Annotated in this window: 14 protein-coding genes; 10 read left to right on the forward strand and 4 right to left on the reverse strand. The window is 59.5% G+C overall.

The window, feature by feature from the left end:
* Positions 1-46: 46 nt before the first annotated feature.
* The 8 genes from cobU to QYH43_RS11785 all read left to right on the forward strand — a co-directional run bounded on the left by cobU (position 47) and on the right by QYH43_RS11785 (position 5436).
* Entirely contained in the window at positions 47-568 is a 522-nt protein-coding gene (cobU, locus tag QYH43_RS11750; RefSeq protein ID WP_301157089.1) for a bifunctional adenosylcobinamide kinase/adenosylcobinamide-phosphate guanylyltransferase, read from the forward strand.
* Entirely contained in the window at positions 565-1620 is a 1056-nt protein-coding gene (cobT, locus tag QYH43_RS11755) for a nicotinate-nucleotide--dimethylbenzimidazole phosphoribosyltransferase (protein ID WP_301157090.1), read from the forward strand. The genes cobU and cobT overlap by 4 nt, the downstream gene beginning before the upstream one ends.
* Complete coding sequence (cobC, locus tag QYH43_RS11760) at positions 1617-2192, forward strand: alpha-ribazole phosphatase family protein (RefSeq protein WP_301157091.1); 576 nt, start codon at positions 1617-1619, stop codon at positions 2190-2192. Before cobT ends, cobC begins: the two co-directional genes overlap by 4 nt.
* A gap of 2 nt (positions 2193-2194) precedes the next feature.
* Positions 2195-2926 carry an adenosylcobinamide-GDP ribazoletransferase gene (locus QYH43_RS11765; RefSeq protein WP_301157092.1) on the forward strand — a complete coding sequence of 244 codons (732 nt, stop codon included), beginning with the start codon at positions 2195-2197 and terminating at the stop codon, positions 2924-2926.
* A gap of 118 nt (positions 2927-3044) precedes the next feature.
* Positions 3045-3449, forward strand: coding sequence for a MarR family winged helix-turn-helix transcriptional regulator (locus QYH43_RS11770; RefSeq protein WP_301157093.1), 405 nt, complete (start codon positions 3045-3047; stop codon positions 3447-3449).
* Positions 3450-3500: 51 nt separating this feature from the next.
* Positions 3501-4709: an MFS transporter gene (locus QYH43_RS11775; protein ID WP_301157094.1), complete on the forward strand. Its 1209-nt coding sequence runs from the start codon at positions 3501-3503 to the stop codon at positions 4707-4709.
* On the forward strand, positions 4706-4828 hold the full coding sequence (locus QYH43_RS11780; RefSeq protein WP_256580384.1) for a hypothetical protein: 123 nt from the start codon (positions 4706-4708) through the stop codon (positions 4826-4828). The genes QYH43_RS11775 and QYH43_RS11780 overlap by 4 nt, the downstream gene beginning before the upstream one ends.
* A gap of 56 nt (positions 4829-4884) precedes the next feature.
* Positions 4885-5436 carry a glutathione peroxidase gene (locus tag QYH43_RS11785; RefSeq protein ID WP_095060875.1) on the forward strand — a complete coding sequence of 184 codons (552 nt, stop codon included), beginning with the start codon at positions 4885-4887 and terminating at the stop codon, positions 5434-5436.
* 90 nt (positions 5437-5526) lie between these two features.
* Here the strand turns inward: QYH43_RS11785 and QYH43_RS11790 are convergent, their stop codons facing one another.
* From QYH43_RS11790 to QYH43_RS11800, 3 genes are all read right to left on the reverse strand, one after another.
* On the reverse strand, positions 5527-6795 hold the full coding sequence (locus QYH43_RS11790; RefSeq protein ID WP_095060877.1) for an OmpP1/FadL family transporter: 1269 nt from the start codon (positions 6793-6795) through the stop codon (positions 5527-5529).
* A gap of 146 nt (positions 6796-6941) precedes the next feature.
* Positions 6942-7424 carry a hypothetical protein gene (locus tag QYH43_RS11795; RefSeq protein WP_095060879.1) on the reverse strand — a complete coding sequence of 161 codons (483 nt, stop codon included), beginning with the start codon at positions 7422-7424 and terminating at the stop codon, positions 6942-6944.
* Between the two features lie 274 nt (positions 7425-7698).
* A complete protein-coding gene (locus QYH43_RS11800; protein WP_007898912.1) occupies positions 7699-7923 on the reverse strand; it encodes a hypothetical protein in 225 nt (74 codons plus the stop codon).
* A gap of 984 nt (positions 7924-8907) precedes the next feature.
* Here QYH43_RS11800 and QYH43_RS11805 point away from each other — a divergent pair.
* Both QYH43_RS11805 and rmuC read left to right on the forward strand, forming a co-directional pair.
* A complete protein-coding gene (locus QYH43_RS11805) occupies positions 8908-9231 on the forward strand; it encodes a hypothetical protein (RefSeq protein ID WP_095061730.1) in 324 nt (107 codons plus the stop codon).
* Positions 9232-9406: 175 nt separating this feature from the next.
* Entirely contained in the window at positions 9407-10771 is a 1365-nt protein-coding gene (rmuC, locus tag QYH43_RS11810; protein WP_301157110.1) for a DNA recombination protein RmuC, read from the forward strand.
* A gap of 72 nt (positions 10772-10843) precedes the next feature.
* Here rmuC and QYH43_RS11815 read toward each other — a convergent pair whose 3' ends face one another.
* Positions 10844-14314, reverse strand: a complete 3471-nt coding sequence (locus QYH43_RS11815; protein WP_095061726.1) for a PAS domain-containing hybrid sensor histidine kinase/response regulator — start codon at positions 14312-14314, stop codon at positions 10844-10846.
* Between the last annotated feature and the right edge of the window lie 173 nt (positions 14315-14487).

Below are 14487 nucleotides of genomic sequence, written 5' to 3' on the forward strand. Positions count from 1 at the left end.
TCGCGATGACTGAAGTCGCCTCAACGAAGATTCTAGGAAAAAAACCATGCTCCAACTGATCCTCGGCGGCGCTCGCTCCGGCAAGAGTCGCCTGGCCGAAAAACTCGCCACCGACAGCGCGCTGGCCGTGACCTACATCGCCACCAGCCAACCGCTGGACGGGGAAATGAGCGATCGCGTGGCCCATCACCGCGCCCGTCGTCCCGTCGAATGGGCGTTGATCGAAGAACCGCTGGAACTGGCGCGGGTGCTGCGTGAGAACGCGAGCGCCGAGCGTTGCCTGCTGGTGGATTGCCTGACCTTGTGGCTGACCAATCTGCTGATGCAGGACGATGCCGAGCGTTTAGGCGCCGAGCGTGAGTCCTTGCTGGACTGCCTGGCATCGTTGCGGGGGGAAATCATTTTTGTCAGCAACGAGACCGGGATGGGCGTCGTGCCACTGGGCGAATTGACTCGCCGTTATGTCGATGAAGCCGGTTGGCTGCATCAAGCCCTGGCCGAGCGCTGTGACCGCGTCATCCTCACCGTCGCCGGCCTGCCCCTGACTTTGAAAGGAACTGCGTTATGACCCACGCCTGGTGGCTGAACCCTTGCAAACCTGTCGATGCGCAAGCACTCGAGCAGGCGCAAGCACGACAGCAGCAACTGACCAAACCGGCCGGTTCCCTCGGTCAACTGGAGTCGGTGGCGATACAGCTGGCGGGTCTGCAGGGGCAGGTCAAGCCGAGTCTGGATCAACTGTGGATCGCGATTTTTGCCGGTGATCATGGCGTGGTCGCCGAAGGGGTTTCGGCGTTCCCTCAGGAAGTCACCGGGCAGATGCTGCACAACTTTGTCAGTGGTGGCGCGGCGATCAGCGTATTGGCGCGGCAGTTGGGCGCTTCCCTCGAAGTGGTCGATCTCGGCACGATTACGCTATCACTCAGTCTGCCGGGTGTGCGGCACCTGAACATCGGTCCTGGCACGGCGAATTTCGTCCAGGGTCCGGCGATGACCGTGGCTCAGGGCGAACTCGCCTTGCAGGCCGGTCGCGACAGTGCGCAACGGGCCAAAGCGGTAGGCACACAACTGTTTATCGGCGGTGAAATGGGCATCGGCAACACCACCGCCGCCAGTGCGTTGGCGTGTGCATTGCTCGATTGCGCGGTGGCGCATTTGACCGGGCCGGGAACCGGACTGAATGCCGCCGGTGTCAGCCACAAGGCGCTGGTCATCGAGCGCGCCTTGGCGATACACGGGGCGCAGCGGGGCGATGCGTTGCAGACGCTGTTCAATCTGGGCGGTTTTGAGATTGCCGCGTTGGTGGGCGCTTATCTGGCTTGTGCCCAGGAAGGAATCGCGGTGCTGGTGGACGGCTTCATTTGCAGCGTCGCGGCGCTGGTCGCGGTGCGCTTGAACCCGCAGTGTCGCCCATGGCTGTTGTTCGGTCATCGCGGCGCCGAGCCGGGTCATCGGCATGTACTGGAAACCCTGCACGCTGAACCGCTGCTCGACCTCGGCCTGCGTCTGGGTGAGGGCAGTGGGGCCGCGCTGGCAGTTCCGTTGTTGCGTCTGGCATGCGACCTCCACGGGCAGATGGCGACCTTCGCCGAAGCGGCTGTGGCGGATCGTCCGGTATGACCCTGCGCCTGGATCTGTTGCGTCACGGTGAAACCGAACTGGGCGGTGGCCTGCGCGGCAGCCTCGACGATGCGCTGACCGACAAGGGCTGGGCGCAGATGCGTGCGGCAGTGGTCGAGCAACGACCCTGGGATCGCCTGGTCAGTTCGCCGTTGCAGCGTTGTGCGCGATTCGCGCAAGAACTCGGTGCGCAACTGTCTGTGCCCGTGAGCCTGGACAAAGACCTGCAAGAGCTGCATTTCGGTGACTGGGAAGGGCAAAGCGCTGCGGTGTTGATGGAAACCGATGCAGAGGGTCTGGGCCGGTTCTGGGCCGATCCTTATGCGTTTACGCCGCCTCAAGGTGAGCCGGTCGCGGATTTTTCCAGGCGAGTGCTGACGGCGGTGGCGCGGCTACAGGTTTCATACGCTGGCGAGCGCTTGTTGCTGATCAGTCATGGCGGCGTCATGCGTTTGTTGCTGGCCCAGGCGCGTGGCTTGCCGCGTGAGCAACTGCTCAACGTTGAGGTCGGGCATGGTGCGTTGTTCTCGCTGACGGTGACGTCCGGTGGCGTGTTAAGGGAAGTCGTCTGACCATGTTGCCATTCTGGATCGCCCTGCAATTCCTCAGCAGCCTGCCGATTCGTTTGCCGGGCATGCCTGAGCCTCAGGCGTTGGGACGGTCATTGCTGTTTTACCCGCTGGTGGGGTTGTTGTTCGGTGCGATTCTTTGGGCGCTGAACGGGTTGCTGCTCGGAACGCCGCTGTTGCTGCATGCGGCGCTGTTGCTCACCGTTTGGGTCTTGCTCAGTGGTGCACTGCATCTGGATGGTCTAGCAGATAGCGCCGATGCCTGGCTCGGTGGTTTCGGCGACCGCGAGCGCACCTTGACCATCATGAAAGACCCCCGCAGCGGGCCGATTGCGGTCGTCACGTTGGTGTTGGTGTTGCTGCTCAAGTTCGCGGCGCTGCTGGCATTGATCGAACAGCAACAGGCGCTGGCGTTGCTGATTGTTCCATTGATCGGTCGCAGTGCGTTGCTGGGCATATTTCTGACGACGCCTTACGTGCGGCCTGGTGGTCTGGGGCAAGCGTTGGCTGATCATCTTCCGCGCTCTGCGGGCAAGCGGGTTTTGGCACTCAGCGCGGTGGTCTGCGTGTTGATCGCCGGGTTGAACGGCGTGGTGGCGGTGGTGCTGGCGACGTTGGGTTTTGTCTGGTTGCGTCAGGTGATGCTGCGGCGCCTGGGCGGGACGACCGGTGACACAGCGGGCGCAATGCTGGAGTTGCTGGAAGTTGCAGTGCTGGCAGGCTTGGCGCTGGTCTGATTGCGATCAACTATAGGAGCGAGCTTGCTCGCGATGGCGATCGACCAAGCTCCACCCCAGTCACAGAAAAGAATCCATGTAACTTGATTTAACCGACTCGCGGGTATATACACGCACTATGCTCGATTCCCAATGTTTATGCATCAACCTGCGTCGCGCCGCCCGTGGCGTCAGCAGGCACTACGACGGCGCTCTCGACGGCTTCGGGATCAACGTTGCGCAGTATTCTTTGCTGTGCAATCTGCAACGCCTGAATCAGCCGAGTATCTCCGTGCTGGCCGAAGCGATGGGCCTCGATCGCAGCACCCTGGGACGCAATTTGCGCGTGCTGGAGGGCGAAGGCCTGGTTACGCTGGTCGAGGGTGAGGACATGCGCAATCGCATCGTTCTGCTCACCGACACAGGCGCCGAGCGCCTGAAAGCGGCCTTGCCGGCCTGGGAGGCGGCGCAACAGCGGTTGATTGATCGCCTGGGTGCCGAGAAACGGGAAATCTTGCTGAAACTGCTGGATGAACTGGCGTGATGCCGGTTTTTCCGACCTCAAGCGGGTATATACCCGCTACCGGAGAATAAGATGACATCGATGTGGCGTACGTGCGGTTGGGTTTTGTTGGGGAGTGCGCTGATCCTTGCGTTGTCTCTGGGCGTTCGTCACGGTTTCGGGCTGTTTTTGGCGCCGATGAGCGCCGAGTTCGGCTGGGGGCGTGAGGTCTTTGCCTTTGCCATAGCCTTGCAAAACCTGATTTGGGGCCTGGCCCAACCCTTTACCGGTGCGTTGGCCGACCGTTTTGGTGCGGCGAAAGTGGTGCTGATCGGTGGCGTCCTGTACGCGGCAGGGCTGATTTGCATGGGGCTTTCCGACTCGCCGATGACCTTATCCCTGAGCGCGGGCCTGTTGATCGGGATGGGTCTGTCCGGTACATCGTTCTCGGTGATTCTGGGCGTGGTCGGCCGCGCGGTACCGCCAGAGAAACGCAGCATGGGCATGGGCATCGCCAGTGCTGCGGGCTCGTTCGGCCAGTTCGCCATGTTGCCCGGCACCTTGGGTTTGATCGGCTGGCTGGGTTGGTCGGCAGCCTTGCTGGCGCTGGGTCTGTTGATCGCGCTGATCGTACCGTTGGTGACGATGCTCAAGGACAAGCCTTTGCCAGTGCTCGGGCACGAACAAACCCTGGGCGAGGCGTTGCGTGAGGCCTGTTCACATTCCGGTTTCTGGTTGCTGGCGTTCGGCTTCTTCGTGTGCGGATTTCAGGTGGTGTTTATCGGCGTGCATTTGCCGGCCTATCTGGTGGATCAGCACCTTCCGGCGACAGTCGGCACCACGGTGTTGGCGTTGATCGGCCTGTTCAACATTTTCGGAACCTACACCGCCGGCTGGCTCGGCGGACGTATGTCCAAACCCCGTTTGCTCACGGGGTTGTATCTGTTGCGGGCGGTGGTCATCGCACTGTTTCTTTGGGCACCGGTGACGACCACCAGCGCCTATCTGTTCGGCATGGCCATGGGGTTCTTGTGGTTGTCGACGGTGCCGTTGACTAACGGTACGGTCGCCACCTTGTTTGGCGTGCGAAACCTGTCCATGCTCGGTGGGATTGTTTTCCTGTTTCACCAGCTCGGCTCGTTCCTCGGCGGCTGGTTGGGCGGGGTGGTGTACGACCGCATGGGGAGCTATGACTTGATCTGGCAGGTGGCGATTCTTCTGAGTCTGTTGGCCGCCGCCTTGAACTGGCCGGTGCGTGAGCGGCCGGTAGAGCGTCTTCAAACCCGAATGAGTGCGACATGAACAGCCTTTGGCCACGCATCACGATTATTGCTGTTTGCGCGTTGCTGCTCGCCGCCGTGTGGTGGGGCTGGCAGCAGGGTGGGTTGGCCTTGATGCAGTTGGGCATGGGGACTTGCTAGCCGGTTGTGAGGGCGAGTAACTTCCACCGCTGACGACTTCTCAAGGATATCCCGATATGCCGATACGCTGGCTGGCAGTTCCCGCGTTACTGGTCGCATTTACCGGGTGGGCTCAAGCGGCAAGTTGCCCTGAGCTTTTGCAAGGCTCGCTACCCAAGCTTCGGGCCAAGGAAACGATCGACTTGTGCGAACGCTTCGCCGGCAAGCCGCTGGTGGTGGTCAATACCGCGAGCTTCTGTGGCTTTGCCCCGCAATTCAAAAGCCTTGAGGCGCTGAGCCAGCGTTTCAAGGATCAAGGCCTGGAAGTGATCGGCGTGCCGTCCAATGACTTCAAGCAGGAGGCCGGCGACGGCGCCGAAACCGCCAAGGTCTGCTACGTGAACTACGGCGTGACCTTCACCATGACCGAGCCGCAAAAGGTTCGTGGCGACGAGGCGACACACCTGTTCAAGGTGCTTGCCGAACAGAGCAGCGCACCGAAGTGGAATTTCTACAAATACGTGGTCGATCGCCAGGGCAAGGTCGTCGCCAGCTTTTCCAGCCTGACCAAGCCTGATGATCCGGAGTTCATCGCTGCGGTGGAGAAAGCCCTGGCGTCGAAACCCTGATAAGCGCCCGCTAAAAAGCCCCGCCTCTGTGCAAGAGAGCGGGGCTTTTTTTGAATCCGGCGGCGAGCCGTTCAGGCTCGCCGGGAATCATCAGAAGCGGTAGGTCGCACCGACACCGAAACCGTTGGCCGAGTTTTCATACTTGGCGTTGTAGGTTTGGCGGTCGTTGTCGTTGTTGACCTTGACGTCTTCTTCAACCAGGTACGAGTACGCCACGTCGATGGTCAGGTCGTCGGTCGGGCTCCAGCCAGCGCCCAGGCTGAAAATCTTGCGGTCGCCAGTCGGGATGCGTGGGGAGCGGTTTTCGTTGTTGGTCGGTGACTGGTCAACGGAGAAACCGGTACGCAGGACCCATTGCTTGTCAATCTGGTAGGAAGCTCCGATGGCATGAGCCCAGGTGTCGTGCCAGTTCTGCTCTTCGGTGATGGTACCGAACGCAGGTTGCAAGCCAGCTGGTACGCCACTGTTCTCGACGCTGATTTCTTTCAGGCGGCTCCAGCGAGTCCAGGTGCTGCCTGCGTAGAGGGTCCACTGGTCGTCAAGCTGATGGGTAACCGAGAAGTCAACCGACTCAGGCGTGGTCACATCCAGCGAAGCATCGTACTTCTGGTTCGGGTTTTGGCGCAGATTGGTCAGGAAGCCGTAGTTGACCTTGGTGTCACCTTCGAGCGTGTACTTCACTTTCGAGTGATAGGTCAGGCCGACGCGGGTGCTGTCGGTGGCTTGAACCAGGATACCGATGTTGTAGCCCAGCGCGGTGTCGTCACCCTTGATCTTGACGTTACCGTCCGCAAAGCGTGGGTGCAGCGAGATATCCGATTCCAGGGTGCCTTCGATGCGGTTGATGGTCGGACCGAAACCGATCGATACCTTGTCGTTGAAGGCGTAGCTGACGGTCGGCTGGATGGTGACGACTTTGACTTCGCTGTTGGTGCCGAAGTAACGGCCGGCAAAGCCGTTCTCGTAATCGGTCACCAGGCCGAACGGAGCGTAAATGCCTACGCCGACGGCCCACTGGTCATCGATTGGCTTGACGTAGTAGCCCATAGGGACAGCGATGAAGGGAACCATGTCGCCATCGTTGCTGCCGCTTTTCGGAGAGGAGCTGGCGTCGCTGATATCGGTATGCGCGTCGAGCATTGCAACACCGCCGGTGACTTGTTCGCGCTTGAGGCGAGACATGCCGGCAGGGTTACCAAAAATAGTGGATGCATCATCGGCAACGGAAGATCGCCCGGCAAAACCTGTACCCATCCCGCTGATGCTTTGTTCGTTGATGGCAAAGCCACTCGCAAAGATCTGGGTGGATGCCATGGCAGCGGCGAGGCTAAGGGTGGTTTTGAGCATTACTTTTTTCATTATTAGAACTCCTGGTGATCACCGGGGCGAAAATTACCAACATTTTCGTCCCAGCGCCATAGGCTGTAATGCTTGATTTAGAGCGGTTTTGTAGGACAATCCGACCAAATGGCGGCGCGTTGCGCGAATTTTGGATACAGGATTTTTCAGCAGGCAACCTGATTCATGGGTGAAACACAAGTTTGCCAGGCGCAGGTGAAATCACGCAGACGACCTTGGGGTTGAAATGTCTGGCGCCAGATTCTGGCCATACCCAACAAATCGTCAGCGGCGGGGAGGGGAGTGTTCTGTTCTTCTACCAGCAGCCAAGCGATGGCAGTGGCGTAACGCAGGTTGACGGTCAATTCGAGGTGCGGACCACTGAGAAAGGCGTGTTGGCTGGCCAGTCCGCGGACCAGGCTTGCACGCTCCGGGTCCAGTGCCAGGTAATGGTCCCAAAGGGCCTGGTGGCGAGGTTCGGCGATACGGTACAGGCCGTGTCCGCGGCGGTCATGAAGGGCGGATCCCAGGGCGGACTGGCTGGCGGCGATGCCCAGCAGCAGGGATTCGGCAGTAGCGCTATGACGTCCCAGATAAATCAGGGTGGGACGAATGACATAACGGCACAGTTCGCTGGCAGCGATACCCATAAAACCCTCGAAACCTCAATATGGACGGCGATGCCTGAAGGGCTTTGGCAGCAGTGAATCGACTCAGGCTCGCCGCAAGCGGGTCAAGCCGCTTGAGTTGAAGTGTAGTGTCATATTCGCGCTGTAAAGGCCTGTTTTTAAAATATTTCTGGCTGCGAGTTATAACCGTTATACCGGTTTGTGCTTAGCCTGAACCTTAAAAAAGGGAAACATCGGGCAATAAAAAGCCCCGCTTTTTGAGCGGGGCCTTTGGGTTTCCAGCCTTTCTGGCGTATCAGGCAACCAGTGCCTGACGGGTACGCTCGATCACGGCCTGCAGCGGTTCGGCGCTGGAGTATTGATCGGGGTACAGACGCTCGCTGTGACGGGCGATGCCGTGTTCGTTAACCAGCGTGAAGCTGAAGCAGCCTTTGCGAGCGGCCATGATCAGGCAGTTCATTGGTGCAAAAGCGTTGGTTAGGGTGCGAATGGCATCCTGAGTATGGATTTGAGTAGACATTATTGGGTGTTCCTGCAAATGACACGGATAAGAACCGTGCAACGTTAAAACGTTCCAGTAACGTCGATCACCATTGATCGAACGAAGAACCCGACTGGAACAAAGCAGCCAGTTTGAAGCGCTGAATTATTTGCGCGCTTGGGCCGGCAGGTAGGTACTTAGGAGGGCAGGCAACACATCAAGGGCAAAGGTTCTGGGCCCGGGGTGAAGATCCTGATCAATTTGCAGGTTGGTTCGGTCAGAGTAAGTGAGCCTGGCAACACCCTTTGCTTTCGATTCAAAGGCTGTGTTGACGCAAGTTTTACCTGGAAACCATCGAGGTGGTCGATCCCGCTTGTTCGGTGGAAGCTTCCTTCGGGAAGGCTGACCGGGGGGATTTGTTCGACCAGAATTGACTTTCAGCTTGGTACTAACGCCGCGGATACTAACGGATTGAAGTAGCGAAGGGAAGGGTGATAGCAAAAGAAGTTACAGACGGTTTTCTGGCAGGCCGATCCTGCCAGGGCATACCCCCGTGATATCGCTCTGAATCGCTAGACAATCCGACCACTGGTCATCGAAGTTGTAACGCAAAAAATTGCATGATTCGACCGTTTGTCGAGTGTTATCCCCAGACATCGTGCCCAGTGCGCCGAAAAAGTGCATGGATATAACCATCACAAAGGGACTTGTGCACATTAGTTGCAGAGTCTGTCACCGCTCTGTCATCTCACGTTCAAGCCTGATGGCTGCCTGCTAGCAAAATTTAAGTCAATGAAAAACATCGCTTTTTTTTACTGGTGAAAAAATCGTCAGTTTGACTGCGAGCCCCATTCCACAGGGCTTTGCGGGGGTTCGCGGGCGGTTGTCCACTGAGTTATCCACAGCTTCTGTGGATTGTCCCGAGCGCTTGCTCTAGGACGGGCCTGCCGGGTTATTTTCAGCTTTACCTGTCAGAAAAAGAGAGTAAAGTTGCGCGCCTTCCGATCTGCCCCACAGTGCTTTATGAAGTTTCGCTCAGCCTCTGATTCCACATCCTCGACACCTCCTTCTGTTTCTCCTACCAAACGCTTTTCAATGCGTGTGGCCGAGTGGCTTTTGGATAGCCCGCGGCTGGGTGAAAACCCTAACGTCAAACACATCGCCGGCCGATTGCTCAAGCAACCGGCCCGTGAAGGCGTGGTGTCCGCACAAAGTCGTCTCGGTCAGTTGATGTGCCGTGAATGCGGGAACGCACGGGATCGCCGGATCGGCCAGGACCTTTTGCGTCAGGCGGCTCGGGCAGGGGATCGTCGTGCGCAACAGGAGTTGGGGCTGATCGAAGACTGAGCTGTCCAAGACCTGGCGCCTTGGTTAACCTTCAAGCTTTATCGGGATGGCGGGAGTGGTTATGGCGATGGACTTGACCAGCGTATTGCTTGGTCTGGCGGGTGCAGCGCTGCCGTTGTTGGTACTGGCCTGGCAGCTTCAACGTCGAGCGGGTACTGCGCAGGCAGACGTCGCGCTGCTGCAAGAGCGATTGGCCATGTCGCAACTGGCCCAGGACGGACTGAACGCGCAGCTTGATTCGTGCCGCGATGAAATCGGTGATCTGACTCAAGCCAACGCTGCCAAGCAGGCAGACCTGGCCGCCCTGCGCCGGGAAGTCGAGTTGTTGCAGATCGAACGTGATGACGCTCGCGACGCCGCCCATGCCTGGAACCTCGAACGCGCCGGCAAAGAAGCCGAGTTGCGCCGTCTGGATGCCCAGACAGCCTCGCTGAACGCCGAACTGCGTGAACAGCAGGACAGCCATCAACAACGCCTCAACGACCTGCAAGGCTCGCGAGACGAGCTGCGCGCACAGTTCGCCGAGCTGGCGGGGAAAATCTTCGATGAGCGCGAGCAGCGTTTTGCCGAAACCAGTCAGCAACGCCTTGGGCAATTGCTGGATCCCCTGAAAGAACGCATCCAGTCATTCGAAAAACGCGTCGAAGAAAGCTACCAGGCCGAGGCCCGCGAACGTTTCTCCCTGGCCAAGGAACTGGAACGTTTGCAGCAGTTGAACCTGCGCCTGAGCGACGAAGCGACGAACCTGACACGTGCCTTGAAAGGGCAGAAGACCCAAGGCAACTGGGGTGAATTGATTCTGGAGCGGGTGCTTGAACACGCGGGGTTGGAAAAGGGCCGCGAATACCAGACCCAGGTCAATCTCAAAGGCCCGGATGGCGAGCGATTCCAGCCCGACGTGATCATCTATCTGCCGGGCGACAAGCAGGTGGTGGTCGACTCCAAAGTCAGTCTCACCGCCTACCAGCAATATGTAGCAGCCGAAGACGAGGCCATCGGCCAGATTGCGATCAAGCAGCATGTGCTGTCGTTGCGTAATCACGTCAAAGGCTTGGCCGGCAAGGATTACAAACGTCTCGACGGCTTGCACAGCCTGGATTTCGTTTTGCTGTTCGTGCCGATTGAAGCGGCGTTTTCCGCTGCATTGCAGGCTGAGCCAACACTGTTTCAGGAAGCGTTTGACCGCAACATCGTGATTGTCAGCCCGACCACTTTGCTGGCGACCCTGCGGGTGATCGACAGTTTGTGGAAGCAGGAGCGCCAAAGCCAGAATGCTCGGGAGATCGCTGAGCGCGCGGGATGGCTGTACGACAAGTTCGTGCTGTTCATTCAGGATCTGGACGAAGTCGGCAATCGCCTGCAGCAACTGGACAAGGCCTACAGCTCGGCACGCAACAAGCTGACAGAAGGCCGCGGCAATCTGGTCAGTCGTAGCGAACAGCTCAAGTTGCTGGGGGCACGCGCCAGTAAGAGCCTGCCAGCGGATTTGCTGGAACGGGCGATGACGGATGTGGACGGCTTGGTCGAGTTGCCGGAATGAAATCAAAAGATCGCAGCCTGCGGCAGCTCCTACAGTGCCGATCTATGTAGGAGCTGCCGAAGGCTGCGATCGTTACAACGGCAAATGCCGACTCAACAATGCCCTCAACGCCGCAGGCTTCACCGGTTTTGGCAGGTAATCCAGCCCCGCCGCATGCACCTGAGCCACTGTCTCCGGCCGACCATCGGCGCTGATCACCACGCCCGGCACCGGCTCGCCCAATCGGGTGCGTAACCAGGCCATCAGTTCTGTCCCGGTGTCGCCATGATCGAGGTGATAATCCACCAGCGCCAAATGCGGGCGCACGCCCTTATCAAGCAACTTCAGACACTCATCACGGTTGCGAGCGGTCCAGACCTGACAGCCCCAGCGCGTGAGCAAACTGTTCATGCCGATCAGGATGCTGTCTTCGTTATCGATGCACAGCACTTGCGCCCCGTTGAGTAACTTTCCGTTGAGTTCCAGGGGCTTTGCCGGCATGACAACCTGTGATCGAGCCAAAGGCACGCTCACGCTGAACACACTGCCGCGTCCCGGCCACGAGCGCACGCGCAAGGTATGACCGAGGACGCGGCACAGGCCGTCGGCAATCGCCAGGCCTAGCCCCAGTCCTTTTTCGGCACGGGTCTGGTGGCTGTCGAGGCGTTTGAACTCTTCGAAAATCACCCGCTGCTTATCTTCCGGAATGCCCGGGCCGCGGTCCCAGACTTCCAGGCACAGTTCGCCCTTATGTCGGCGCACACCCAGTAACACCGGGCCTTTGGCATAGCGGAAAGCGTTGGTCAGGAAGTTCTGCAGAATCCGTCGCAGCAGCTTGATGTCGCTGTCGACGCGCAGTGCACTGCCACGAACACGGAATGTCAGCCCTTGCTCCTGCGCCAGTGCCTTGAACTCTGCACCGAGGGTGTCAAACAGTTCGTTGAGGGCAAAAGGCTTGCGGTCCGGATTGATCTTGCCGTTTTCCAGGCGGGAAATGTCCAGCAGGTCGCTGATCAAGTCTTCGGCCGAACGCAGTGAACTGTCGAGATGCGCCACCAGTTTCTGTGTTTCGCGCGACAGGTCATCACCCTGATGAGAGAGGGCGGCAGAGAACAGCCGCGCCGCGTTCAACGGTTGCATCAAGTCATGGCTGACCGCTGCCAGAAAACGGGTTTTAGACTGGTTCGCCGCCTCGGCGGTGCCCTTGGCTTCGGTCAGGGCGACGTTGAGTTGCGACAGTTCATGGGTGCGTGCGGTGACTCGCTGCTCGAGGCTTTCGTTGGCTTCGGTCAGGGCTTGCTCAGCCTCGCGGAACGGGGTGATGTCGGTGAAACTCATGACGAAGCCGCCGCCAGGCATCGGGTTGCCGATCAGTTCGATCACCCGTCCGTTGGGGAACAGCCGCTCGGAAGTATGCGCACGCCCCTGGCGCATCCAGTGCAGGCGGCGGGCGACGTGCACCTCGGCTTCACCGGGGCCGCACAGTCCGCGATCGGCGTTGTAGCGGATGATGTCGGCAATTGGCCGGCCGACGCTGATCAAACCGTCGGGGTAGTTGAACAATTCCAGGTAACGACGGTTCCAGGCCACCAGCTTCAGCGACTGGTCGACCACGCTGATGCCTTGGGTGATGTTCTCGATGGCCCCTTGCAACAGGGCGCGATTGAATTGCAGCACCTCCGAGGCTTCGTCGGCGATTCGTACGACGTCCTCCAGTTGCATTTCCCGACCTTCGATGGCGGCTTTTACTACAGCGCGTGTCGAAGATGCCCCAAGCACACCGGCCAGCAATCGTTCGGTGTGGGCGATCCATTCACCGTCGGCGTTCTGGTTTGGATTGAAGCCTTTGCCCTGGCGATAGGCGAAGCGGATGAAGCTCTGGCGAGCGCGTTCTTCGCCGACAAAACGTGCGGCCAGTTGCAGCAGGTCATCGATTTGCACCGACAGCAGCGAACGGGCGCTGGGGCGGGCGCTGATCTCCTGGCCGATGAAACGGCCGGCCTGCCAGTGCTCGGAAACCCGGGTGCGGGACAACACCGAGACCCAGGCGAACAGCGTGAAGTTGCCGGCCAGGGACAGCACCACGCCTTGGGTCAGCGGGGTGATCGGCAGGTTCATCGGGTTTGAGTGCAGCCATGCGAGGCCGGGGAAACTGCTCAACGACAGGCCGAGGCCGTGGGCGGCAATTGGCAGGACCAAGGTGTAGAACCACAGGAAGGTGCCGGCAGCAAGGCCGGCAAACACACCGCGGCGGTTGGCCTGTTTCCAGTACAGGGCGCCGAGCATGGCGGGGGCCAATTGGGTCACGGCAGCGAAGGCGATCTGGCCGATGGTCGCCAGGCTCGCGGTGGAGCCCAACAAGCGATAGCTGACGTAGGCCAGCAGCAGAATGACCACGATGCTGACGCGGCGTACCGACAACATCCACTGACGGAACACTTCGAAGGGACGTTCGGCATTGTTGCGTCGCAGCAACCACGGCAACAGCATGTCGTTGGAGACCATGGTCGACAGCGCCACGCTGGCCACAATCACCATGCCGGTAGCCGCCGAAGCACCACCGATAAACGCCAGCAGGGCCAGCGCCGGATGTGCCTGAGCCAGTGGCAGACTGATCACGAACGAGTCTGGCAACACCGAACTGGGCAGCATCATCTGGCCGGCGAGGGCGATAGGCACGACAAACAATGCCGCCAGGGCGAGGTAGGCCGGGAATACCCATTTGGCCAAGCGTAAATCCTGCGGCTCGATGTTCTCCACGACCGTAACGTGGAACTGCCGTGGCAAACAGATGATCGCCATCATCGCGACGCCGGTCTGCACCACCATCGACGGCCAGTTGATGGTTTCCTTCCAGTATTCTTCAAGGCGCGGCGCAAGCATGGCCTGGTCGAACAGGTCTTCGAAACCATCGTACAGACCGTAAGTCACGAACGCCCCGACGGCGAGAAAGGCGAACAGCTTGACCAATGATTCGAAGGCAATCGCCAGCACCATGCCGCGGTGGTGCTCCGTGGCGTCGAGGTTGCGGGTACCAAACACGATGGTAAACAGCGCCAATACCAGCGACACGATCAGCGCAGTGTCCTGGGCGCGGGTCCCCATGGCATCGGCCCCGGCGCCGATCAACAGGTTTACGCCGAGCACGATGCCCTTGAGCTGCAGGGCGATGTAAGGCAGCACGCCGACCAGGCAGATCAGCGCCACCACGACCGCCAATGACTGGGATTTGCCGTAGCGTGCGGCGATGAAGTCAGCGATGGAGGTGATGTTCTCCTGCTTGCTGATCATCACCATTTTTTGCAGGACCCACGGCGCCCCGAGCAGCAACAGGATCGGCCCGAGGTAGATCGGCAGGAATGACCAGAGTTGTTCGGCAGCCTGACCCACGGCGCCAAAAAAGGTCCAGCTGGTGCAATAGACCGCCAGCGACAGGCTGTAAACCCACGCCCGCACTCGCGGCGGCAACGGCGCGCTGCGACGGTCGCCGTAGAAGGCGATGGCGAACATGATGGCCATATAGGCCAGGGCGACGGCGGCAATCAGCCCGGTGGACAGCGACATGGAAACTCCCGGCAAAAGACTTCCGGGCCTCCCGCCCGGACAGACAGTCTCGCACGGCCGCCCCGGTTAGTCAGTGTCGACCAAGGTCGTGGCGTGGCAGGGTGTCACAGGTTTTTTGTGCTGGACGCATAAGATCAATGTTATATCTGTGAAATAGATAAGTTATAGAGATA

Origin of the sequence: Pseudomonas sp. C32 (genome assembly GCF_030417915.1) — a bacterium.
In the GTDB taxonomy this organism is placed as follows: Bacteria; Pseudomonadota; Gammaproteobacteria; order Pseudomonadales; family Pseudomonadaceae; genus Aquipseudomonas.

Bases quoted from the DNA above. Each gene is read 5' to 3' on its own strand.
- QYH43_RS11785 (WP_095060875.1), top strand. From the start codon at position 4,885: ATGCCGATACGCTGGCTGGCAGTTCCCGCGTTACTGGTCGCATTTACC.
- QYH43_RS11795 (WP_095060879.1), bottom strand. From the start codon at position 7,424: ATGGGTATCGCTGCCAGCGAACTGTGCCGTTATGTCATTCGTCCCACC.
- cobU (WP_301157089.1), top strand. From the start codon at position 47: ATGCTCCAACTGATCCTCGGCGGCGCTCGCTCCGGCAAGAGTCGCCTG.
- QYH43_RS11815 (WP_095061726.1), bottom strand. From the start codon at position 14,314: ATGTCGCTGTCCACCGGGCTGATTGCCGCCGTCGCCCTGGCCTATATG.
- QYH43_RS11805 (WP_095061730.1), top strand. From the start codon at position 8,908: ATGAAGTTTCGCTCAGCCTCTGATTCCACATCCTCGACACCTCCTTCT.
- QYH43_RS11770 (WP_301157093.1), top strand. From the start codon at position 3,045: ATGCTCGATTCCCAATGTTTATGCATCAACCTGCGTCGCGCCGCCCGT.
- cobT (WP_301157090.1), top strand. From the start codon at position 565: ATGACCCACGCCTGGTGGCTGAACCCTTGCAAACCTGTCGATGCGCAA.
- QYH43_RS11775 (WP_301157094.1), top strand. From the start codon at position 3,501: ATGACATCGATGTGGCGTACGTGCGGTTGGGTTTTGTTGGGGAGTGCG.
- QYH43_RS11780 (WP_256580384.1), top strand. From the start codon at position 4,706: ATGAACAGCCTTTGGCCACGCATCACGATTATTGCTGTTTGCGCGTTG.
- QYH43_RS11765 (WP_301157092.1), top strand. From the start codon at position 2,195: ATGTTGCCATTCTGGATCGCCCTGCAATTCCTCAGCAGCCTGCCGATT.
- cobC (WP_301157091.1), top strand. From the start codon at position 1,617: ATGACCCTGCGCCTGGATCTGTTGCGTCACGGTGAAACCGAACTGGGC.
- QYH43_RS11790 (WP_095060877.1), bottom strand. From the start codon at position 6,795: ATGAAAAAAGTAATGCTCAAAACCACCCTTAGCCTCGCCGCTGCCATG.
- QYH43_RS11800 (WP_007898912.1), bottom strand. From the start codon at position 7,923: ATGTCTACTCAAATCCATACTCAGGATGCCATTCGCACCCTAACCAAC.